This is a genomic window from Stenotrophomonas maltophilia group sp. SKK55 (assembly GCF_057179845.1).
Genome location: NZ_JBXUHP010000018.1, coordinates 371,304 through 394,035, shown reverse-complemented (window position 1 = coordinate 394,035; position 22,732 = coordinate 371,304). Strand labels below are relative to the sequence as shown.

18 protein-coding genes, 1 tRNA gene and 1 pseudogene are annotated in these 22,732 nt (G+C 65.6%); 17 read left to right on the top strand and 3 right to left on the bottom strand.

Annotation, left to right across the window (positions count from 1 at the left end; all coding sequences use genetic code 11):
* Positions 1–455 precede the first annotated feature (455 nt).
* The 12 genes from folP to AC2A1N_RS10755 all read left to right on the top strand — a co-directional run bounded on the left by folP (position 456) and on the right by AC2A1N_RS10755 (position 12,279).
* Positions 456–1,352, top strand: coding sequence for a dihydropteroate synthase (gene folP, locus AC2A1N_RS10810; RefSeq protein ID WP_242891888.1), 897 nt, complete (start codon positions 456–458; stop codon positions 1,350–1,352).
* Complete coding sequence (miaA, locus tag AC2A1N_RS10805) at positions 1,352–2,305, top strand: tRNA (adenosine(37)-N6)-dimethylallyltransferase MiaA (protein ID WP_242891886.1); 954 nt, start codon at positions 1,352–1,354, stop codon at positions 2,303–2,305. The genes folP and miaA overlap by 1 nt, the downstream gene beginning before the upstream one ends.
* A gap of 97 nt (positions 2,306–2,402) precedes the next feature.
* Positions 2,403–2,678 carry an RNA chaperone Hfq gene (gene hfq, locus AC2A1N_RS10800; RefSeq protein WP_004152891.1) on the top strand — a complete coding sequence of 92 codons (276 nt, stop codon included), beginning with the start codon at positions 2,403–2,405 and terminating at the stop codon, positions 2,676–2,678.
* Positions 2,679–2,692: 14 nt separating this feature from the next.
* Entirely contained in the window at positions 2,693–4,003 is a 1,311-nt protein-coding gene (hflX, locus tag AC2A1N_RS10795; protein ID WP_154350533.1) for a ribosome rescue GTPase HflX, read from the top strand.
* A 122-nt stretch (positions 4,004–4,125) separates the two neighbouring features.
* Positions 4,126–4,620 (top strand): CinA family protein, encoded by a 495-nt coding sequence (locus AC2A1N_RS10790; protein ID WP_484372232.1) that lies wholly within the window; start codon positions 4,126–4,128, stop codon positions 4,618–4,620.
* Between the two features lie 34 nt (positions 4,621–4,654).
* Complete coding sequence (gene ubiB, locus AC2A1N_RS10785; RefSeq protein ID WP_242891962.1) at positions 4,655–6,337, top strand: 2-polyprenylphenol 6-hydroxylase; 1,683 nt, start codon at positions 4,655–4,657, stop codon at positions 6,335–6,337.
* Positions 6,338–6,519: 182 nt separating this feature from the next.
* Complete coding sequence (gene lexA / locus AC2A1N_RS10780; RefSeq protein WP_005416045.1) at positions 6,520–7,155, top strand: transcriptional repressor LexA; 636 nt, start codon at positions 6,520–6,522, stop codon at positions 7,153–7,155.
* A 204-nt stretch (positions 7,156–7,359) separates the two neighbouring features.
* Positions 7,360–8,397: a recombinase RecA gene (gene recA / locus AC2A1N_RS10775; RefSeq protein WP_005416046.1), complete on the top strand. Its 1,038-nt coding sequence runs from the start codon at positions 7,360–7,362 to the stop codon at positions 8,395–8,397.
* 110 nt (positions 8,398–8,507) lie between these two features.
* Positions 8,508–8,999, top strand: a complete 492-nt coding sequence (gene recX, locus AC2A1N_RS10770; protein WP_061480154.1) for a recombination regulator RecX — start codon at positions 8,508–8,510, stop codon at positions 8,997–8,999.
* A 109-nt stretch (positions 9,000–9,108) separates the two neighbouring features.
* The gene (gene alaS, locus AC2A1N_RS10765) at positions 9,109–11,757 is read left to right on the top strand and encodes an alanine--tRNA ligase (RefSeq protein ID WP_242891884.1); all 2,649 of its coding nucleotides are present in this window, start codon (positions 9,109–9,111) and stop codon (positions 11,755–11,757) included.
* A gap of 147 nt (positions 11,758–11,904) precedes the next feature.
* On the top strand, positions 11,905–12,108 hold the full coding sequence (gene csrA / locus AC2A1N_RS10760; RefSeq protein WP_004152909.1) for a carbon storage regulator CsrA: 204 nt from the start codon (positions 11,905–11,907) through the stop codon (positions 12,106–12,108).
* Between the two features lie 78 nt (positions 12,109–12,186).
* Positions 12,187–12,279 (top strand) — tRNA-Ser (locus AC2A1N_RS10755).
* A gap of 119 nt (positions 12,280–12,398) precedes the next feature.
* Here AC2A1N_RS10755 and AC2A1N_RS10750 read toward each other — a convergent pair.
* The gene (locus AC2A1N_RS10750) at positions 12,399–14,729 is read right to left on the bottom strand and encodes a TonB-dependent receptor (protein WP_242891882.1); all 2,331 of its coding nucleotides are present in this window, start codon (positions 14,727–14,729) and stop codon (positions 12,399–12,401) included.
* Positions 14,730–14,952: 223 nt separating this feature from the next.
* Between AC2A1N_RS10750 and AC2A1N_RS10745 the strand changes: the two genes are divergently transcribed.
* Complete coding sequence (locus AC2A1N_RS10745; RefSeq protein WP_061480151.1) at positions 14,953–15,435, top strand: hypothetical protein; 483 nt, start codon at positions 14,953–14,955, stop codon at positions 15,433–15,435.
* A 68-nt stretch (positions 15,436–15,503) separates the two neighbouring features.
* Here AC2A1N_RS10745 and aceE read toward each other — a convergent pair.
* Positions 15,504–15,801: pseudogene (gene aceE / locus AC2A1N_RS10740) on the bottom strand (pyruvate dehydrogenase (acetyl-transferring), homodimeric type); the annotation flags it as partial.
* A 245-nt stretch (positions 15,802–16,046) separates the two neighbouring features.
* Positions 16,047–16,445, bottom strand: coding sequence for a hypothetical protein (locus AC2A1N_RS10735; protein ID WP_242891878.1), 399 nt, complete (start codon positions 16,443–16,445; stop codon positions 16,047–16,049).
* Positions 16,446–16,483: 38 nt separating this feature from the next.
* Here AC2A1N_RS10735 and AC2A1N_RS10730 point away from each other — a divergent pair, with 38 nt between their 5' ends.
* The 4 genes from AC2A1N_RS10730 (at position 16,484) to AC2A1N_RS10715 (ending at position 22,705) form a co-directional block, all read left to right on the top strand.
* Positions 16,484–16,999 carry an RNA polymerase sigma factor gene (locus tag AC2A1N_RS10730; RefSeq protein ID WP_134967737.1) on the top strand — a complete coding sequence of 172 codons (516 nt, stop codon included), beginning with the start codon at positions 16,484–16,486 and terminating at the stop codon, positions 16,997–16,999.
* Positions 16,996–18,018, top strand: coding sequence for a FecR family protein (locus AC2A1N_RS10725; RefSeq protein WP_242891877.1), 1,023 nt, complete (start codon positions 16,996–16,998; stop codon positions 18,016–18,018). The genes AC2A1N_RS10730 and AC2A1N_RS10725 overlap by 4 nt, the downstream gene beginning before the upstream one ends.
* A 141-nt stretch (positions 18,019–18,159) precedes the next feature.
* Entirely contained in the window at positions 18,160–21,099 is a 2,940-nt protein-coding gene (locus tag AC2A1N_RS10720; protein ID WP_484372229.1) for a TonB-dependent receptor, read from the top strand.
* Positions 21,100–21,109: 10 nt separating this feature from the next.
* Positions 21,110–22,705 (top strand): alkaline phosphatase D family protein, encoded by a 1,596-nt coding sequence (locus AC2A1N_RS10715; protein ID WP_242891872.1) that lies wholly within the window; start codon positions 21,110–21,112, stop codon positions 22,703–22,705.
* Positions 22,706–22,732: the final 27 nt, after the last annotated feature.

Here is a 22,732-nt window from a genome sequence, read left to right as displayed (position 1 = left end):
CGCTGCAAGTACGTCCCTGTAAGCTTGGCAGCCGCATCCATGCGGCTGACACCCCGCCCTCCGACACCGCCCCACCTCTGACAGATTCCGGGAGCTGTTGGTAGGTGTCGACCTTGGTCGACACGGCAGATCCACGCCATGCGTGGATGCATTTCGATTCCAATTCGAAATATTCGATTCCGATGGAGATTCATCCACGCATGGCGTGGATCTACTGCAGATCGCGGAAATCTGTCGAAGGCGGGGTGGGTCCGGTTGCGGGGGCGTGAGCCGCATGGATGCGGCGACCGAGCTTACATGGACGTACTTGCAGCGGCCCCCGCAACCGGACCCACCCCGTCATTCTTCAGTGAACCCGCTGTTGCTCCGGCTGTTGCTGTCGCTCTGGCCTCTGCGGGTGCAGGGCGCAGCCCTGCCGAACTAAACTACCTTTCGTTGTCCCAGCAGGATTGCCCATGTTCGATACCTCGCCCCAGCTTGACTGCGCCGGCCGCATCCTGCGCCTCGACCGTGCCCAGGTCATGGGCATCGTCAACGTCACCCCGGACTCGTTTTCCGATGGCGGCGCGCATGACACCACCGAGGCCGCAGTCGCTCATGGCCTGAAGCTGGTCGAGGAGGGCGCGGACCTTCTCGATATCGGCGGCGAATCGACCCGCCCGGGCGCCACGCCGGTATCGGTCGAGGAGGAGCTGGGCCGGGTGATTCCGGTGGTCGAGCAGCTGGCGGCCCGGACCCACGTGCCGATCAGCATCGACACCTTCAAGCCGGAAGTGATGCGCGCGGCCGTGGCCGCTGGCGCCGGTATGATCAACGACATCTTCGGCCTGCGCCAGGAGGGGGCGCTGGACGCCGCCGCGGAAACCGGCGTGCCGGTAGTGCTGATGCACATGCAGGGCGAACCGGGCCACATGCAGGCCGATCCGCACTACGACGATGTGGTCGCCGAGGTGCACGGCTTCCTGGTGCAGCGCCTGTTCGCTGCCGAGATGGCAGGCATCGCGAAGAAGAACCTGCTGATCGACCTCGGTTTCGGCTTCGGCAAGACCACCGGCCACAACATGACCCTGCTGGCGCGTTCGGAGCGCTTTCTGGAGCTGGGCGTGCCGATGCTGGCCGGCCTGTCGCGCAAGCGCAGTCTCGGTGAACTGACCGGTCGCGATACGCCGTCCGGGCGGGTAGCGGCCTCGGTGGCCGCGCACCTGATCGCAGTCCAGCGTGGCGCGCGCATCGTACGCGTGCATGACGTGGCGGCCACAGTTGATGCGCTGAAGATCTGGCAGGCGGTGCAAGCCGTACCGACGCCGCGCGCCGACGCTGCGCCGACGATCCGCTGGCCGGACGAAGACTGATGGGTATCGATCGGCGGCCACTGGCGATCGCCGTGATGGGGCCGACCGCCAGTGGCAAGACCGCCACTGCGATCGCCCTGGCACGGCAGCTGGGTGGGGAAATCGTCAGCGTCGACTCGGCACTGGTGTACCGCCACCTGGACATCGGTTCGGCCAAGCCCGATGCGACGGAGCGCGCGCAGGCGCCGCACCATCTGCTGGACCTGCGTGACCCCTGGCAGACCTACTCGGCGGCCGAGTTCGCCGCCGATGCCGGGCGGGTCGTGGCCGACATCGTGGCGCGTGGCAGGACGCCGATCCTGGCCGGTGGCACCGGCCTGTACTTCCGGGCGCTGCTGCAGGGCCTGTCGCCGATGCCGGAGGCCGACCCGGCAATGCGCGAAGCGCTCAGCGCCGAGGCGACCGAGCGTGGCTGGGCGGCACTGCACGCCGAGCTGGCCAAGGTCGACCCGGCCGCCGCCGCACGCATCCATGCCACCGATCCGCAACGCATCCAGCGGGCGCTGGAGGTCTATCGCCTGACCGGTATCCCCATTACTGAATGGCAGCGCCGGCCGGGCGTAGCGCCATTGCCGGTGCGCACCCTCAAGCTGATCCTCGCCCCACGCGACCGTGCGGTTCTTCACCAGCGCATCGAGGCGCGCTTCGACGCCATGCTGGGGCAGGGGTTTCTCGACGAGGTGCGGGCATTGCGCGCGATGCCGGAAATGGCTGCCGTGGCGGCGCCCCTGGACCTGCCGGCAGTGCGCGCGGTCGGCTATCGGCAGGCCTGGGAGTACCTGGATGGGGAGGGGGACGCCGCCCGTTTCCGTGACAAGGCGATCTTCGCCACCCGGCAACTGGCCAAGCGCCAGCTGACCTGGCTGCGCGGCGAGCTTGATGCGCGCTGGTTCGACCCCCATGTTGATGGGGAGCGCCTGGCCAGCGCGGTGTCGACCTTCGTCGCACGCTGAATCCCTGCCAGCCGTGTAACATCCATCGGTCGGCGGGCGGCTCGGGGGCCGCGGCAACCGTCGGCAACCCAATAAGAACAATAATCAGGAGTGTGCAATGTCCAAGGGGCAATCGCTGCAGGATCCTTTCTTGAACGCACTGCGGCGCGAACGCGTGCCGGTTTCGGTGTACCTGGTGAACGGCATCAAGCTGCAGGGCACGATCGAGTCGTTCGACCAGTTCGTGGTCCTGCTGCGCAACACGGTCAGTCAGATGGTCTACAAGCATGCCATTTCCACCGTCGTTCCGGCACGCAACGTAAAGGTCGGTCCGGGCGGTGGGTACGTGCAGTCGGGTGAAGGTGGTCAGGCAGGTGATGAAGCAGACGAGTAATACCGGAGCGGTGAATGTTTGACCGCTCGAAAAAGGGTGAACACGCCCTGTTGATCCAGCCCCATTTCGGCAAGCTGGAAGACGATGTGCTCGAAGAATTCGGTGATCTGGCCCGCTCGGCCGGGGCCAGCATCGCCGCGACGATCACTGCGCGCCTGGACCGTCCGAATCCGTCGACCCTGATCGGCAGCGGCAAGCTGGACGAGATCAAGGCTGCGGCCGACGCCAGCGGGGCCGACCTGATCCTGGTCAACCATGCATTGAGCCCGGGCCAGGAGCGCAACCTGGAACGTTTCCTCGAGCGCCGGGTGATCGACCGCACCGGCCTGATCCTGGACATCTTCGCCCAGCGTGCGCACAGCCACGAAGGCAAGCTGCAGGTCGAACTGGCACAGCTGCGCCACCTGGCTACGCGGCTGGTGCGCGGCTGGACCCATCTGGAGCGCCAGCGCGGCGGTTCGATCGGCCTGCGCGGCCCGGGTGAAACCCAGCTGGAAACCGACCGCCGCCTGCTGCAGAAGCGGGTGGAGCAGCTGCAGAAGCGCCTGGAAAAGGTCGAAGTGCAGCGCACCCAGATGCGCCGTGCGCGTGTGCGCAGCGAGCTGCCGCGCGTGGCCTTGGTGGGCTACACCAACGCCGGCAAGTCGACTCTGTTCAACGCCATGACCGGCGCTGAGGCCTATGCCGCCGACCAGCTGTTCGCAACGCTGGATCCGACCGTGCGCCGCATCGCGGTGCCGGGGGGCAACGTGGTGCTGGCCGATACCGTCGGCTTCGTCCGCGATCTGCCGCATGATCTGGTCGCGGCGTTCCGCTCGACCCTGTCCGAGGCGCGCGAGGCCGACTTCCTGCTGCATGTGGTCGACGCTGCCGATCCGCACCGCGAGGAGCGCATCGCCCAGGTTGACGAGGTGCTGACCGCAGTCGGTGCCGGTGACCTGCCGCAATTGCTGGTGTTCAACAAGATCGACCGCATCGACGGCGCCGACGTGCGCCACGATGGCCAGGACGGTATCCCGGATGAGTCGCGTCGTGAGCGGGTCTGGATTTCCGCGCGTGACGGGCGGGGGCTGGAGCTGCTGCAGGCGGTGCTGGGCAAGCGCCTGGGCCTGCAGCATGTCTCCGGCGAACTGCGCCTGCCGCCGGATGCCGGCCGCCTGCGCGCGCGCCTGCACCAGCTGGAAGTGATCCGCAGCGAGCAGGCTGATGAAGACGGTTGGCTGTTGCAGGTCGACCTGCCGATCGCCGAAGCTGAAAAGCTGGCCGCCAGTGCCGATGGCGCGCCGATCCGCGCGCTGCTGCCGGAGAAACTGCCGGAGTGGTGAGGTAGCGGCCGATGCCCGGTAGTGCCGGCCGCCGGCCGGCAGCGCAACCATCCCGGATGGGCGCGACATCTGGCTGTCATCTGCGGTACAACGTGCAGGTTCTTCACCCGACCGTCATGCCGATGTCCATCCCCACCGACGCTGAACTCAATATCCAGTCCGCCGCGCTTGGGCAGCGCCTGGAGCAGGCCTCGCTGCAGCTGGTGACCGCTGAAAGCTGCAGTGGTGGCTGGATTGCAAAGTGCATGACCGACATCGCAGGTTCGTCGGCATTCTTCGACTGCGGCATGGTGGTCTACAGCTACGAAGCCAAGCAGCGGCTGTTGGGCGTGAGGGCGCAGACCCTGGAGCAGTACGGTGCGGTCAGCCGCGAAACCGTGCTGGAGATGGTGTCGGGTGCGCTGGTCAATTCCGGTGCCGGCATCGCGGTGGCGGTGACCGGCATTGCCGGACCGGGCGGTGGCAGCCCTGGCAAGCCGGTCGGCAGCGTCTGGATCGGCTGGAAGCGGCGCGGCGGCTACGCCCGCGCCGAGCTGTTCCAGTTCGAGGGCGACCGCGAAGCCATCCGCCGGCAAACCGTAGCGGCGGCATTGCGCGGCATCGACGCCCAGCTGTGACATGCTGCTCCGGTAATTGTCCGGAGCACGCATGATGTGGGAAACGCTGGGCACGGTCCGTGACCTGGGCCGACTGCAGGAAATTGCGGTCGTCCTGATCCGCTATGGCTTCGGTGACGTGGTGCGGCGCATCGGCCTGGCCACCACGCTGGAGCGCGCAGGGCGCCTGTTGCACTGGAACGAGGATCGCCAGGAACTGCTGCGGATGACCGCGCCGGTGCGCGTACGCAGCGCGATGCAGGATCTCGGCCCGACCTTCGTCAAGCTCGGTCAGGTGCTGGCGACGCGCGTCGACCTGCTGCCGCCGGAATGGATCGCTGAACTGTCCGAGCTGCAGAACGCGGTACCCGCGCTGCCGTATGCCGATATCCGCGAGCAGCTGGAGGCCGACCTGGGTGCCTCGCCTGCAGACGTGTTCGCCTTCCTCGATGAAATCCCGATGGCCGCCGCATCGCTGGCGCAGGCCCATCGCGCGCGCCTGCATGACGGCCGCGAGGTGGTGCTGAAGGTGCGGCGTCCCGGTATCCGCGACGTGGTCGAGGCCGACCTGCGGCTGCTGGCGCGCCTGGCCGAAATCGTCGAGGCGCGGCTGCCGGACCTGCGCCGCTATCGTCCGGCCGAGGTCGTGCAGCAGTTCACCGTGTCGTTGCGACGCGAGCTGGATTTCGCCGCCGAATGCCGCAACGCCGAGCGCATCGCGCGCAACTTCAGTGGTCGTGACGACATCCTGATCCCCAGCGTGCACTGGCAGTGGACCTGCGAAAGCCTGAACGTCCAGGACTTCGTCGACGGCATTCCTGGGCGTGACCTGGCCGGCGTCGATGCGGCGGGCCTGGACCGGCGCGAACTGGCTCGGCGCGGTGCCGGCATCGTGCTCAAGATGGTGCTGGAGGACGGCTGCTTCCACGCCGACCCGCACCCCGGCAACATCCTCTACCTGCGTGACGGCCGCATCGGCGTGATTGACTTCGGCATGGTCGGCGCGCTGTCTGAAGTGCGCCGCTTCCAGGTCGCGCAGCTGCTGCACGGGCTGGTCGAGCAGGACCCGCAGGGCGTGGCCGATGTGCTGCTGGACTGGGCCGGCGGCGTGGAAGTGGACGAGAACCGCCTGCAGCACGACATCAGCCAGTTCGTCGACCAGTATCGCGGCGTGCCGCTGAAGGACCTGCGCATCGGCCTGATGCTGGGTGACATTACCCAGCTGCTGCGCAGCTACAGCCTGACCCTGCCGGCCGATCTGGCGCTGATGATCAAGGCGTTCCTGACCCTGGAAGGCATGGGTCGCCAGCTGGACCCGGATTTCGACATGGCCAGTGCCGCGCGCCCGTTCCTTGAACGGGTGGTGCTGCAGCGCTATGCGCCCAAGGCGCTGCTCAAGCGTGGCCGACGCAGCCTGCTGGGCCTGGTCGACTTCGCCGGGGAATTGCCGCGCGACCTGCGCAAGCTGGTCCAGGCCGCACGCCGCGGCCGCCTCCAGCTGAAGGTGGAAACCACCGCGCTGCAGGGCTTCGGCGAACAGGTGAATCGGGCAGCGAACCGGCTGGTGATGGGTATCGTCACCGCCGCGCTGATCATCGGGTCCTCGATCGTCATGCACAGCGTTGGCGGGGTCTCCAGTCGCTGGCTGCTGGCGCTGGGGGTGTGCGGGTTCATCGGCGCCGGCTTCTGTGGCGTGTGGATCCTGTACTCGATATGGAGGAGCGGCAAGCACACATAGTGTGCTTGCCGCAGCGGTTCCCCACTGGAACCGCGGAATCGTTGCGCGATTCCTGTAGGGCCAATCGCTGGTCGGCTGCCTTTTGCCTTTGCCGCCCGGCCATTGGCGCAACTGCCGAGCATGGCTCGGCACTACAGACCCGGCACTTGCAGTTGTGCGCATTAGTAGTAATACTACTAACCATGGACCTGACCGACACCCAGCAGGCGATCCTGCAGTTGATCGCCGAGCGTATCGAGAGCGAAGGCGCACCGCCGTCGCAGACTGAAATCGCACGTGCGTTCGGCTTCAAGGGCGTGCGCGCGGCCCAGTACCACCTGGAAGCCCTGGAGCAGGCCGGTGCGATCCGTCGCATCCCGGGCCAGGCTCGCGGCATCCGTCTGGTGCAGGCACCGCCGGTCGAAAAGCTCGCCGAGCCGGGCCTTCCGGACAGCGTGCTGCGCTTGCCGGTGCTGGGCCGGGTCGCTGCCGGCCTGCCGATCGGTGCCGACATCGGCTCCGACGATTTCGTGGTGCTGGACCGGGTGTTCTTCTCGCCGGCGCCGGACTACCTGCTGAAAGTGCAGGGCGACTCGATGATCGACGAGGGCATCTTCGACGGCGACCTGATCGGCGTACACCGCACTCGCGACGCCCGTTCCGGGCAGATCGTGGTGGCCCGCATCGATGACGAGATCACCGTCAAGCTGCTGAAGATCGCCAAGGACCGCATCCGCCTGCTGCCACGCAATCCCGATTACAAGCCGATCGAGGTGCTGCCGGACCAGGATTTTGCGATCGAAGGCCTCTATTGCGGCCTGCTTCGGCCCAATCGTTGACCCGCTCCATAGTGCATTACCCCGCGGTCTTTTGTGGCGATTCTCTGGTTCCACTGAGGTTGGTACGGATGTCCGATAATTCTTTTCAGAGCGCCGGGCAGAATCTCAGCCTGTGCGATACGTCCGACTTAAAGTGAACCCATGGCAAAGAAGACCCCCAAAGACAGCACCCCCAACGACATGACCTCTGCAAGGACCAATACGATGGACGAGAACAAGAAGCGCGCCTTGGCTGCTGCTCTGGGCCAGATCGAGAAGCAGTTCGGCAAGGGCTCGGTGATGCGCATGGGCGACCGCGTGGTCGAGCCCGTCGAAGCCATCCCGACCGGTTCGCTGATGCTCGACATCGCACTGGGCATTGGCGGTCTGCCGAAGGGCCGTGTCGTTGAGATCTACGGCCCGGAATCCTCGGGCAAGACCACCCTGACCCTGCAGGCCATCGCCGAATGCCAGAAGATGGGCGGTACCGCAGCCTTCATCGACGCCGAGCACGCGCTTGACCCGATCTACGCCGCGAAGCTGGGCGTGAACGTGGACGACCTGCTGCTGTCGCAGCCGGACACCGGTGAGCAGGCGCTGGAAATCGCCGACATGCTGGTCCGTTCGGGCTCGGTTGACATCCTGGTGGTCGACTCGGTCGCCGCGCTGACCCCGAAGGCCGAAATCGAAGGCGAAATGGGTGACCAGCTGCCGGGCCTGCAGGCCCGCCTGATGAGCCAGGCGCTGCGCAAGCTGACCGGCAACATCAAGCGTTCCAACACCCTGGTGATCTTCATCAACCAGCTGCGCATGAAGATCGGCGTGATGATGCCGGGCCAGAGCCCGGAAACCACCACCGGTGGCAACGCGCTGAAGTTCTATGCCTCGGTCCGCCTGGACATCCGCCGTATCGGTGCGATCAAGAAGGGCGATGAGATCATCGGCAACCAGACCAAGATCAAGGTCGTCAAGAACAAGCTGGCGCCTCCGTTCAAGCAGGTCATCACCGAGATCCTGTACGGCGAAGGCATCAGCCGCGAGGGCGAACTGATCGACATGGGCGTGGATGCCAAGCTGGTCGAGAAGGCCGGCGCCTGGTACAGCTATGGTGAAGAGCGCATTGGCCAGGGCAAGGACAATGCCCGCGGCTACCTGCGCGACAACCCGACCGTCGCCGCCAAGCTCGAGGCCGAGCTGCGTGAGAAATTCCAGCCGGCCGAAGCGGCCCGCGAGGAAGGCGACGACGAAGGCGACGACGAGTAAGGCTTGCTGTGGGGCAGGGCGGCGCCGTCAGTGACGTCGCCCTGTCCCGCAGGTTCGAATCGCCCAGGGATGGGCAGGGCGCCAAGGACGGCGCCACCCTTGGAGCACCGATGTCCGACGCCGAAGACATTCCCACCGGCCGCAAGCGCCGGCAGCGTGAGCAGACTCCCGTCCAACGGGCGCTGGGCCTGCTGGTCCGCCGCGAGCACTCGCGCAAGGAACTCACCCGCAAGCTGACCGCCCGTGGCATCGAAGACGAAGCCGCGCAGGCCGCTGTCGCCAAGCTGACCGAGGCGGGCTGGCAGGACGACACCCGTTTTGCCGAGAACCTGGTGAGGATGCGCGCCAACACCGGTTATGGGCCGATCCATGTCCGCGCCGAGCTGGGGACCCACGGCCTGGACAGTGCCGCGATTGCTGCAGCGATGGACAGCTACGAAGGCGACTGGCAGGAGAACGCCCGTGATCTGGTCCGCCGACGCTTTGGCGAGGCCGGTCCGCAGGACCTGACGCAGCGGCGCAAGGCCGCCGATCTGCTGGCCCGACGGGGCTTCGACGGCGACAGCATCCGCCGTGCGACCCGCTACGACCCGGATGACTGAGACTGGCGGCGCCGGGCCTGATACCCTTTAGGTTTTCGGCGGTCCCTCGCGACTCTGGCCAACACGGCCGGTGGTCCGGGTCCGCCGGCCCGCAGACTGCCAGCCCCCAATGAACGCATCCGCCAAATTCACGACATCCCAGATCCGCAGCGACTTCCTTGAATTCTTCAAGGGCAAAGGCCACACCATCGTGCCCTCGGCGGCGCTGGTGCCGGGCAATGATCCGACCCTGCTGTTCACCAACTCCGGCATGGTGCAGTTCAAGGACGTGTTCCTCGGCGCGGAGAAGCGTAGCTACGTGCGCGCGGCCGACGTGCAGCGCTGCCTGCGCGCGGGCGGCAAGCACAACGATCTCGACCAGGTCGGCTACACCGCACGCCACCACACCTTCTTCGAAATGCTGGGCAACTGGTCGTTCGGCGACTACTTCAAGAAGGACGCGATCGCCTGGGCCTGGGAACTGCTGACCCAGGTCTGGAAGCTGCCGGCCGAACGCCTGCTGGTCACCGTCTACCAGACCGATGACGAAGCCTATGCGCTGTGGCGCGACATGGTCGGCGTGCCGGAAGAGCGCATCGTGCGCATCGGCGACAACAAGGGTGCGCCGTTCGCTTCGGACAACTTCTGGCAGATGGCCGACACCGGTCCGTGTGGTCCGTGCACCGAGATCTTCTACGACCACGGCGACCATATCGCCGGTGGCCCCCCGGGTTCCCCGGATGAAGACGGCGACCGCTTCATCGAAATCTGGAACCTGGTGTTCATGCAGTTCGACCGCCAGCCCGACGGCACCCTGGTGCCGCTGCCGGCGCCGTGCGTGGATACCGGCATGGGCCTGGAGCGCCTGGCTGCGATCCTGCAGCACGTGCACACCAACTACGAGATCGACCTGTTCCAGGCGCTGATCCGCAAGGCCTCCGAGCTGACCGGCACCGCCGACCTGGAGAACAAGTCGCTGCGCGTGATTGCCGACCACATCCGCGCCTGCTCGTTCCTGATCGTCGACGGCGTGCTGCCGTCCAACGAAGGCCGGGGTTACGTGCTGCGCCGTATCATCCGCCGCGCCCTGCGCCACGGCTGGATGCTGGGCGTGCGCCAGCCGTTCTTCAGCAAGCTGGTGCCGACGCTGGTCGAGCAGATGGGCGAGGCCTATCCGGAACTGCCGGCGGCGGTGGACACCGTCATCCGTGCGCTGCAGGCCGAGGAAGAGCGTTTCGCCGAAACCCTCGATGCCGGCATGAAGATCTTCGAGGACGTGGCCGGCAAGGCCAGCAATGGCGTGATCCCGGGCGTTGACGCCTTCCGCCTGTATGACACCTATGGCTTCCCGCTCGACCTGACCCAGGACATCGCCCGCGAGCGCGACCTGACCGTCGACATCGCCGGCTTCGATGCCGCGATGGAGCAGCAGCGCGAGACCGCGCGCGCGGCCGGCAAGTTCGGTGGCGGCGTGACCCTGCCAGCCGAGCTGGTGGCGACCCTCAGCCCGACCCAGTTCCTGGGCTACGACCGCCTGCAGGCCGACGGCCTGAGCGTGCTGGCCCTGCTCAAGGACGGTCGTCCGGTGCAGTCGGCCGATGCGGGTGACGCAGTCATCGTCATCACCAACCAGACCCCGTTCTACGCCGAGTCCGGCGGCCAGGTCGGCGACACCGGCGTGCTGACCGGCAACGGCGTGCGCATGGTCGTGGAAGACACCCAGAAGTTCGCCGGCCAGTTCCATGGCCACGTCGGCACCCTGTCCGACGGCGGCCTGAAGGTCGGCGACGTGCTCTCCGGCCAGGTCGATGGCGAGCGCCGCGGCGCCACCATTCTCAACCATTCGGCCACCCACCTGCTGCACGCCGCCCTGCGCGAAGTGCTGGGCACCCACGTGCAGCAGAAGGGCTCGCTGGTCGCCCCGGACCGCCTGCGTTTCGACTTCTCGCACTTCCAGCCGATCAGTGCCGACGAACTGGCGGTGATCGAGCGCAAGGTCAACCAGCAGGTGCGCGCCAACAACGCCGCCGAAGTGCACACCATGGGCATGCAGGAAGCGCTGGACTTCGGCGCGATGGCCCTGTTCGGCGAGAAGTACGGCGAGCACGTGCGCGTGCTGAAGATGGGTGACTACTCCACCGAGCTGTGCGGTGGTACCCACGTCAACCGTACCGGCGACATCGGCCTGTTCAAGATCACCTCCGAGAGCGGCGTCTCCGCGGGCGTGCGCCGCATTGAGGCCGTGACCGGCCAGGGCGCGCTGGACTACGTGGACGCCGAAGAGGCCCGCCTGGCCGAGGCCGCTGAGCTGCTCGGCGGCAGCGCCGCCGACGTGGTCGAGAAGATCCGTGCCCTCGGCCAGCGCCAGAAGCAGCTGGAGCGCGAACTGGAGGCCGTGAAGGCCAAGGTTGCTGCGGGTGCCACGGCCGACCTGTCCGGCCAGGCCGTCGAGGTCGCTGGCGTGAAGGTGCTGGCTGCCCGCCTGGAGGGCTTCGACGCCAAGGCCCTGCGTGACGCCATGGATCGCCTCAAGCAGCAGCTGGGCGACGCGGTGATCGTGCTGGCCGGCGCCCAGGACGGCAAGGCAGCCCTGGTCGCAGGCGTGAACGGCAGCGCAATGGGCAAGGTCAAGGCCGGGGAACTGTTGTCCCATATCGCCGGTCAGATCGGGGGCAAGGGCGGCGGACGCCCGGACCTCGCCCAGGGTGGTGGCGAGGACGGGCCCGCCCTTGCCACTGCGCTGGCTGCAGTCGTCGAATGGGTCAGCCCCCGCCTGTGATGAACCTGGCCGTCCCCCTCCTTGTAGGAGCGGGACGGCTGACGGTACCATTGCGAATCTTTTCCCTTTGTCGTGGTAGCGCTTCTTGACGGAGCGTCAAGCCGGTGGGGGATACCCTTCCACACGGTTCCATGGAGACTTACAAAAATGTTGATCCTGACTCGCCGCGTCGGCGAAACCCTGATGATCGGAGACTCGGTGAGCGTCACCGTGCTTGGCGTCAAGGGTAACCAGGTGCGTATCGGCATCACTGCGCCGAAGGACGTCGCTGTGCATCGCGAAGAGATCTATCAGCGCATCCAGCGTGGTGATGAAGCCGGTGGCACCGGTAGCGAAAATTCTGCCGAATAACGCTTTACCTTCGCACTCGATTAACGTTATGATTCACGCCCCGCTGAGGTGCGACGCACCAGACGCGGAGAAAACCCCGGAGTGATGCCCGAGTGGCCGAAGGGGCTCCCCTGCTAAGGGAGTATAGGGTCAAAAGCTCTATCGAGGGTTCGAATCCCTCTCACTCCGCCAGATACAAAGAAGCGCCTGCAGATCCTCGATCTGCAGGCGTTTTTCTTTGCGCGGGTGCAGGGTCCCGGCGTGCCATCCAGCGATCATTGATCGCTGATGGCGACCGAATCAGGCTCTCCTCAGAGCTTTACCGTCACACCCACCTGGAAGCCCCGCCCCGGCAGCGGCGCGATGTACTTCAGCGGCGAGTTGTGTGGACGCGCTTCCTCATTGAGCAGGTTGCTGCCGTTGACGAACACTTCCATGCCGGCGATGTAGCTGCTGCGCACCGGCAGTTCGCGGCTGACCTGCAGATCAACCAGGTTGAACGCGTCCAGCGGGATTTCCTCGCTGACGTTGCGGCCGAGGTACTTCTGCGTGTCGTAGCAGGTGCTCGACAGCTGCGCCTTCCAGCCTTCGCGCTGCCATTGCAGGTTGGCACCGTAGCGGTTGGTCGGCATGTTCGGGAGGTACTCGCCATCGTTGTGGGCGCGCAGCGGATCGGGGTGGTCGGCCTTGTTCTTCACCAGATCGGCGAAGGCAGAGATGTTCAACGTGCCATACCGGCCCAGGTCCAGCACCTGAGATGCGTCGATCTCGAATCCCTTCACCGTGGTGTCGGTCTGCTTCCAGTACTTGAGCGGCAGACGGTTGGCGGTCTGCAGGCCGGAATGGCCGAGGTAGAGATAGTTCTCGTACTTCATCCGGTAAGCGGTGGCCGACAGCTCGAAACCGCCGATGTGGAACAGGCCGGTCAGCTCCAGGTTCTTCGCGTGCTCAGGCTTGAGGTTCTGGTTGCCTTCTTCCTGGGTCATCACCGAATAGTGTGCGTTGCTGGCATACAGCTCGTTGATCTCCGGTGCGCGCTGCGAGGATGCGTAGCGCACCTTGGCGGCGAACAAGGGGCCTAGCTCGACATACGATCCGAGGGTGTAGCTGTTGAGCCGGTAGTCGCGGTCCTGCAATTTCGTGTTGGCGGCATTGCGCGCTGTCTTGAAGCGGCTTGGTTGCAGGTCATGGTCAACGCGCTCGTGGCGCACGCCTGCATCGAAACTGGCCCAGCCGAAGTCCAGCGTCTCCTTCAGGAACACCGCGTTGCTGCGGGTGTCGACGTCGGGCAGGTAGCGCAGTGAACCGCTGCCGGTGACCTGGCGCGACTGGTGGCTGAAGCCGAGCAGGCCGCTGAGCGGACCGACGCGCTGATGGCTCAGAAGCAGCTCGGCCCGGGAGCTTTCGAAGTCGTAGTCATTGGCCTTGGATGCACCGAGGCGCTCGCCTGATGTGTTGTCCAGCCTGGAAACTCGCAGCTCCGCGCGCTCGAACCACGGCAGCGGATCGCGCAGCAGGGCTTCCAGTGCGTAGCGTTCCTGTTTGATCACCACGCCCACCGGCAGGCCATCGGCATCGTTCGAACCGAACGACAGGTTCTGCATCGAGAATCCCGGCACGCCGTATTCGCTGTCCTTGGTATCGATGCTGACACCCACGTAGCCACGGTCGAAAAACAGCGTCGAGCCGAAGGCCACCTGCGCGTTGCGTGCGTAGCTGTTGCCCAGCCGGTGATGGTAGTCGGGCGTGACATCGTTGTTGAACTGCTTCTGCACGTACGACGGCGTGCCGGGCACGTAGGCCGGGTTGGCCGGATTGATGTAGGTGCGGCGCTGCCAGACCGAGGTCGGGTTGTTGGTGAAGAACGAGAAGTCACCATCGGCCCAGTCCGGATTTTCGCTCATGAACTGGTCGATGTAGGGCTGCGAGGCCTTGTTGTAGATCTGCTGGACGCGCGCCTCTTTCTGGCAGCTGTCGGCCAGCGCCGAGTTGACGCCGCCGGTCGGCGGGAACAGGCGGGTGTTGCAGACGGCGGCCTTGCTGTTGCCCGGGATGTCGTAGTGCGAGATGCGCTGACGCGAGACCTGCAGGTTGGTCGAGAGGTTGCGCTGGTTGTTGAAGTTCATGCGGAAGCCCTGCGCGTCGGCGGCATTGAAGCCCTTGCGCAGGACCAGTTCCATCGACTGGTCCTTGTCTTCCATGCTGCGCGGGATCAGGCCCGAATCGATCTCAACACTGCCGCCGATCGCATTGCCGCCATAGCGCACCGTGTCCGAGGACTTGTTGACGGTGACGCTGCGCACGAACAGTGGATCGAACGGAATGTTGATGTCGCCGCTGATCGCGTTCATGCCCAGAATCGACTGGCCGTCCTGCAGGATCTGCACGCGGTTGCCACTGAGGCTGCGGATGACCGGGGCGCCCGCGTTCGGCCCGAAGGCGCTGCTCTGCACGCCGGAGACATGTTCGAGCAGGCTTCCGAGGGTACGGTTCTGCGCCTGTGGATTGTCGACGGTGACCCGGCTGTCGATGCGCGAGGGCGGGGAGGCCTGGACCTGGAGGGTGGGGAGGGTGGGCTCGTCCGCGGCCTGGGCGGTGTGGACGGCGAGCAGGATGGCAGCAGCAAGCAGGTGGCGACGCATAGCAGGACTCGTGAAATAGGAATGAAATGTTATAACGTAACGATTTGTATCGACAAGGACGTGATGAGGCCATGCCGCCAGACCTGAATCGCGGGAGGCGCGAACGAGGTTGCCGCGCGTTCAGCGCCCTGCCTTGTGCGGGGCCGCGACGCTGTGCACGATCCGAAGCGCTGCGCCCCACAACGCGTCACGCAGCACCTTCTTCACTGGAACGGAGCAACGTATGAAGCTGTTGTCCGCTGTGTTGTTGTGTGCGTGTTCGCTGCCGGCCGGGTTGGCGCTGGCGGTGGAAGCGTCCCCGTCGCCGCTGCTGGGGCGCTGGTCGCTGGACACCGCGACCTCGGCACTGCCCGAGGCGCAGCGTCCGAAGCGGGTGGTGCTGGAGTTCAAGGACGCCGGTGGTGGCCGCTGGAGCTCGCACGTGGATATCGTCCTGCATGATGGCAATACCATGAAGTCCGACGGCACGCTGGCGCTGGACGGTACGCCGGGCCCTTTGTCCGGCACCTATGGCGCGGACAAGGCCAACCTGAAGCTGCCGGCGCCGAACACCCTGGTGATGCAGCTGGTGGACCACGGTACGCCGGCCTCCACCCGTATCTACACCGTCGCCGATGACCAGGCAACGATGACCGAGACCAAGGCGTTCTACGCTCACGACGGGACGCCGATCCTGCAGACCAACCTGTTCAAACGCATGCCGTAGCGATCCTGCGTTCACCACGCCCGCACAACGGGCGTGGTGAACACCGCCGCCTTACACCGGGGCCCGGTCGCGCTTGCCGGTGTCGATGCCATACCTGCCCATGGCGTCCTGCATCCAGCACGCAGCACCATGACCATCACGTTCCAGCGGATCATCGCGTTCAGGCGGCGCTCGACGGCCAGGTCGCCCGGCCGTCCATGCGCGGGTATGCAGGTCGTCGTGCTGCTGGGCGTCCAGCCCGCTCAGCTGATCGATCAGGTAGTGCGCGCGTGGCCGGCCACCGGCTTGCATCACCTCCCGCAGCGATTCACGCCACTCCTGGGTTTCCAGCGGATCGGTATCGAAGGGAATGAGGGCTTGGTTCATGGCTGTCTCCAGAGGGCGCCGGTCGGACGTCTGCATGGGCGACAACACCGGCAGGGCGCACAGCACTGGAGCGGGGTCGCAACGGCGGGCGCCGTGACGCGAAGGGCGACCGTGGCGGCCACCGAGAAGACAAGCGTAGGCCTGCCCCCCGCGCTTGGGTAGGCGGGCGGGGCTTGGGTCTCTGGCAAGCAAGGGTTGGTGCCGCGCGCCGTATCATGGGCCGATGCGCTGGGCGCTGCCGCTGATCAGGCCGGGGACAGCCCCGGCAGGAACACCGGGATGATCGCCACGCCGATGCCCAGCAGGCACCAGGCGACGATGGGCAACCAGCGCGCCAGGCGTTGGGCGGGTTCCGGCGCACGACGACCGCCGATCCACAACAGCAGCGTGAGCACACCCAGCGCATAGGCGAGGATGACGATTACCGGATGCACATGGATGACCCGGCTGGGTGGCCACATCTGCTGCTGGTAGGCGGTGGTGTGGGCGACCAGCAGCAGGAACAGCAGGCTGCTGAAGGTGTTGATGGCGGTGCGTGCGTTGATGGGAGCACTCCTTGTGCGGGCTGCCGGGACATTGCAGGGGCCGCATTCTAGCGGCTGCCTTCCCGTCGTTGAAACGCCACTGTCATCGATGGCGGTCACCCTGCTGGGCTTTCCAGCCTCGGGGTGGTTGGCCGGCCGTGAACAGCGTGAGGATCTGGGAGAAGAGCTACGAACTGCGGCGCCGGCTGCTGCGTGGCTTCTTCCTGCGTCGCGGTTCGGCCAGCGAGGATGCCGAAGACCTGGCGCAGGAGGTCTACCTGCGGCTGCTGCGCAGCACCGGCGAGGATGCCGACGCGGTCGAGAACCCGGAAGCCTACCTGTTCACCGTGGCGGCCAACCTGGCACGCGAGCACGCCCGCGTGCGGTCGTCGCTACCGCCGCTGGAAGACGTCGATCTGCTGGCCGAAGTGCTGAAAAGCGAAGAAGACATCGAGGGCGAATTCGAGCGTGCGCAGCGCTGGAACGATATCCGCAGCACCATCGCGCGGTTGCCGGCGACCACGCGCCGGGTGATGGAGCTGCACTACCGCGACGGGCTGGACTGCCCGGGAATCAGCCAGCAGCTGCAGGTGTCGGTGCACATGGTGCGCAAGCATATCGGCAAGGGGCTGGAGGCCTGCAGGAAGGCGCTGGGCGCCAGGGAGCTCACATGAATCGGTATCCATCACGCAGGCCTGACGACGCGATCGAACGTGAGGCGGCGCACTGGTTCCTGTGCAATCGCGAGGGGGGGCTGGACAAGGCCGGGCGTGTCGCGTTCCTCGACTGGATGAAGCGCTCGCCCGAGCATGTTCGCGCCTACATGCGCGCGCTCGCGCTACACCGGCAGGTGGGCGAGGCGCTGCAATCGCCGTTGGCTGATGCGGCGCTGGTGCCACCGCAGCAGGTCGCCGCCAAGGTGGTGCCGCTGTTCGGTCGTGCGCACGCGCCGCCCCGCGCCGTGCTGCGTCGCGGTCGCGTGCGCTGGTGGACGGTCTCTGCCGCGGCCTGTGTTGCCCTGCTCGGCGTGGGCCTGGTTTCGCAGATGATGCCCACCCAGCAGCTCTACAGTGCCGGGCATGGTGAACTCCGCGACCTGGTGCTGCCCGACCAGACCCAGGTGCGGCTCAACGCGGACAGCCGACTGCGGGTACGCATGAGCTGGTTCAGTCGAAGGGTGGAGCTGCTGCAGGGGGAGGCCACGTTCGACATCGCCCGCGACCGCCGTCCGTTCGAGGTGGAAGTGAACGGCCTGGAGATCCGGGATATCGGCACTGTATTCGATGTATCGCGACGGCTGCAGAGCACCCGCATCGGCGTGGTCTCCGGCGAGGTCGAGGTCTGGAGCCAGGGCGCGGATGCCCGCCGCCTGGCCCAGCTGGAGCAGGGCCGGGTGGTGCAGGTCGACGCGCGAAGCCATGCCGTCGAGTCAGTGGACATGCCGCTGTCGATGCTGCTGGACTGGCAGCAGCGCAAAGTGTCCTTCCTCGATGAGCGGCTCGATGAGGTGGCAGCTGCCTTCAACCGGCACAACCAGGTGCAGGTGCGCGTACTGGACGAAGGCGCGGCATCGGCACGGTTATCCGGCAGCCTCGACGCGCATCGCATCGGTGCGCTGCAGGCTTTCCTTGAACGCGACCCACGCTTCGTGGTGAGGCGCGAAGGCGACACAGTGCGGGTCGGCAGTCGCTGAGGCCCGCGCGGTCGTGAGCTGTCAGAAAAAATTCATCGAATCCGCGTTCTCCACTTCGGTGGAAGCGGGCTCTTACTTGGAAGAAGCCGCTGCCGAGCCACGCAGCTGCGCCTGCTGCCTTCTCTCTTCCAAGGACCCGTGATGCGCAACACGCTCTACCTGTCGATCATCCTCGCCCTGTCTCCATGCAGTGTGCCAATGGCGGCCGCGGCCGCGGCCACTGCCGATGGCCTTGAAACCCGCGTGTCAGCGGCGATCGCGGCGCAACCGCTGGCACGTGCACTTGAGCAGCTGTCGCGCAGTTCCGGCGTGCAGTTCCTGTACTCGGGCAGCGGCGAAGCGCACATGGCCGGGGCTGTGCCGCGGGGCGCCACCGTCAAGCAGGCGTTGGACGCACTGCTGGCGGGTACCGGCCTTGGCTACACCGTGGTGGATGGCAATGTCATCGCCATCGATCCGGCACCCGCACGCAATGCGCCGAAGCCAGCCGCGCCGATGCCGCGCGAGGCCGGGGCGGTGCTGGCGCCGACCCTGGGCACGGTGAAGGTGATTGCCGCGCATGAGGTCATCGACCAGAAGAAGTCGTCGCCGGTGATCAAGGATTCGGTGGTCTACGACGAGATGGACAGCTACGGCGACGAGACCCTGGCCGAGAGCCTGATGGCCGCTCCAGGCCTGAGTGCGGTGGAGGATGCCGGCGAACCACGCTACGTGACCGTGCGCGGCGTGCAGGCCAACCTCAACTACACCACCATCAATGGCATCGCGATCGCCAGCGTGGGGGGCAGTGGCTCCGGGGAGCGCATGAACAACCTGCAGCTGATTCCCAGCGACATCGGTACCCGAACCGACATCTACAAGAGCTTCAGTGCGGAGCAGGCACCGGATGCGATCGGCGGTGTGATCGACATCATCAGCCGTAGTGCCTTCGACCGGTCCGGCAGGTACGTGTTTGCCGATGTGGCAGGCATCTATTCCACTGCCGAGACCAACGTCGAGCGCAGCGCCGGCGGCAACCACGAGACCCTGGGCCATTTCGGCAAGAGCGCCAAGATGGTGTTCTCCAACCAGTTCGGCGCCGACCAGGAATTCGGCATCGTTGCGGTGGCACGCTATGAGCAGCGTTCACGCAACAGCGTCAAGCGCTGGGTGGAGTCGAACTACTACTACAACGACGCTGGAAAATACCTCACCGACGGCACCACGGGTCCGGACGAGGCCAAGGGCTGGAACGGCCTGCGTGCGCCTGGCAACTTCAGTACCGGCACCTATACCAACTTCATCACCAACTTCGGTGGCTCCGCCAAGCTTGAGTGGAAGCCCTCGGATGATCCGTTCTACGCATCGCTGCTGCTGTACTCGTACCGGTTCTACGAGAACTCGACGATGAACAAGACGGATCTGTATGGCAACGCCAAGTTTCCGATCCGCAACCAGACCGAGGACAGCGGCACCACCCAGATCAACAGCATCTACATCAAGAACCGTCACGACCGCTGGGACCGCAGCAACCGTGGCGCCATCGCCAGCTTCAACTGGGACGTCGACGACCGTTCGCGCCTGACCCTGCGTGGTGGCCACACCGAAGAGACCTTCCACAACAACCAGGTCTACTGGGGTGTGCGTGCCTATCCAAGCAATCTGTTCGTCGACTACGAGAATGACAGTCACGGGTTCCCAAACGCGGTAGCGGTTTCTGATTCCAGCCTGTTGACCAGCTCCGCGTTCAAGCTCAATCCGGCGCAGGCCTATGTCTCCCCGCGCGATGCCAAGGAGAGCATCGACAACCTGCGCGCGGACTTCAGCTACAACATCGACGCCGATGCGCGTGGCTTCGGCCTGGCCACCGGTGCCGAGTACCGCCACCTGAAGATCTGGCAGGACATCGACTTCGACTACTTCAGGAGCAGTGCCACGCTCAACGACTACCTGTACCCGGGGTCGACGCTGCTGGGCAGCGTGCCGGGCTTCCCTCTGATCGACAACCGCAAGTGGAACGAGGAACTGCTGCCGAAGCTGGGCAACAACAATGCGGCGTATCCGAATGCCAACTTCACCAGCGACTACAAGTACGTGGAGGACATCACCAATGCCTATGTGTCCGCTCACTACGCCTGGGACCGGCTGCTGCTGATCGGCGGCCTGCGTTACGACCACACCCGCTTCGATGCCTACAGCCCGTTCAGCGATGATGGCGGCAGTACGTATACCTCCGCCTTCCGCAACACGAGCGGTGGCTACAACAACCTGCTGCCTTCGTTGAATGCGACGTTCAAGCTGAGCGAGGACCAGCGCCTGCGCTTCTCCGCCAGCCGTACGCTGGGCCGGCCGACGCCGAGCAACATCGCCCAGGCCACCAGCACCAGCTGTGGCGATGACGAGGAGGGCAGGGGCTTCTGCACCATCAAGCAGGGCAATGCCAACCTGCAGCCGCGCCGTTCCACCAACGTCGACCTGGCGTGGGACCTGTATTTCAACGGCAACAATGGCCTGGTCTCGGTGGCGCTGTTCGACAAGGTGATCAAGGACGATATCTACACCCTGACCACGTTCGAGAACGTGGGGGACACCCGCTACCGGGTCACCCAGCCGATGAACACCGACGAGTCGAAGCTCCGTGGCGTTGAGTTCGCGGTGGCCAATCGCAATCTGCAGTGGGGCCGCCAGCGCTTCGACATGTACTTCAACGCGACGCGTCTGGAAGGCCAGACCAACTACCGCATCACCGATGGCACCGAGCGGCGCCTGGACCGCCTGCTGTACCAGCCGGACTGGTCGCTCAATGGGTCGGTGATCTGGCGCATGCCGTGGAAGAGCTCGCAACTGCGCCTGTCCGGAACCTACCGCAGCCGGATGCTGGTCGACTTCGGTGACACCGAATGGCTGGATTCGTACTACGACCCATACATGACGTTCAACATGGCTTTCAGCCACAAGGTCGGCAAGCACGTAACGCTGAAGTACGAGGCCAAGAACCTGTTCAACACCCAGCCAACCTACAGCACCGGTCCGAACGGGCGTTTCCGAACCGAGATCGACGACTACGGCCGCTTCTTTTATTTCCACATCATCTACAACTGAGGGGTCATCCGTGGAGACGATCAATCGCAGGCGATTCCTGGCCTTGGCCGGCCTGTCGGCCGCAGGGGCCTGGATGGGCACGGCGCGCGCACTGGCCGCGCAGACCGACGCCACTGCACTGAACCCACGCAACCTGCTGGCCTCGCCGCGCTTTGCCAGCACGCCCTTCACCCTGGGCGTGGCCTCGGGTGATCCCTCGGCCGATGGCATGGTGCTGTGGACACGGCTGGCGACCGAGCCGCTGGTGTTCGGTGGTGGCATGCCGGCCCGGCCGATGGTGGTCGAGTGGCAGCTGGCAGCAGACGAAGGCATGCGCAGGGTGGTACGCCAGGGCTCGGCAATGGCGCATCCCGAACTCGGCCACGCGGTGCACGTGGAGCTGGAAGGGTTGGCACCGGGCCGACCCTACTGGTATCGCTTCACCGTAGGCGGCCACGCCAGCGCAGTGGGTTGTACGCGCACGCTGCCGTCAGCCACGGCAGCGGTGGACCGGGTGCGCTTTGTGGTGGCTGGTTGCCAGCACTACGAAGAAGGCCACTACACCGCGTGGCGACGCATCGCCGAGGAACCGCTGGATTTCGTCTTCCACTACGGTGACTACATCTACGAAGGCGAAAGCCAGCCGGGCCTGCGGAAGATGAACGGCCAGCCGTTCACCAACCTGCGCAACCACGTCGGCCCGCAGATCTACACGCTGGATGATTACCGCCGCCGCTACGCGCAGTACAAGAGCGATCCCGACCTGCAGGCCGCGCATGCGGCGGCACCGTGGTTCGTCACTTTTGACGACCATGAAGTGGACAACAACTGGGCCGGTGCCGAAGACCAGGATGACACGCCCAGCGAAGTGTTCCTGCTGCGTCGCGCACAGGCGTTCCAGGCCTACTACGAGAACATGCCACTGCGCCGCTCGGCATTCCCGCGCGATGGCCACATGCAGATGTACCGGCGCGCACGCTACGGCACGCTGATGGACCTGCACCTGCTCGATACCCGTCAGTACCGCAGCAAGCAGGTGAACATGGCGTTGCGTGAGGAGGTGGAATCGCCAGAGCGCAGCATTGTGGGGGCGAAGCAGGAGCGCTGGCTGTTCGAGGGCCTGGCCGATGCTGCACCACGCTGGCACACGATCGCCCACCAGGTGGCGCTGGGCAACTACATGCGCGAGAAGGACGGCGTGGTGCAATCGTCCGACGACCAGTGGTCAGGCTATCTGGACAGCCGCCGGCGCCTGCTTGACCACATCCAGAAGGTGGGCTTCGGCAACGTGGTGACTGCCTGCGGCGACGCGCATCGCCACTATGCGAGCGATCTGGTGCAGGACCACCGTGACTCGGGCGTGATCTCCAGCGAGTTCCTCGCCACGTCGATCACTTCCGGCGCCGATGGCCAGGGTGTGGACGCGTATGCCAGCAACCAGATTGCGCACAGCCCCTATCTGAAAGCGACCACCGACAAGCGTGGCTACGTGCTGTGCGATGTCACCCGCGATGCGTGGATCGGCGATATGAAGACGCTGGATACCGTAATGCAGCCGAATGGCGCGCTGCAGAGCTGGAAGCGCTACGCGGTGGAGCACGGCCGGCCGGGGCTGCAGGAGGCCTGAATCTACCGGTCTGCGCTGTAGAGCCGA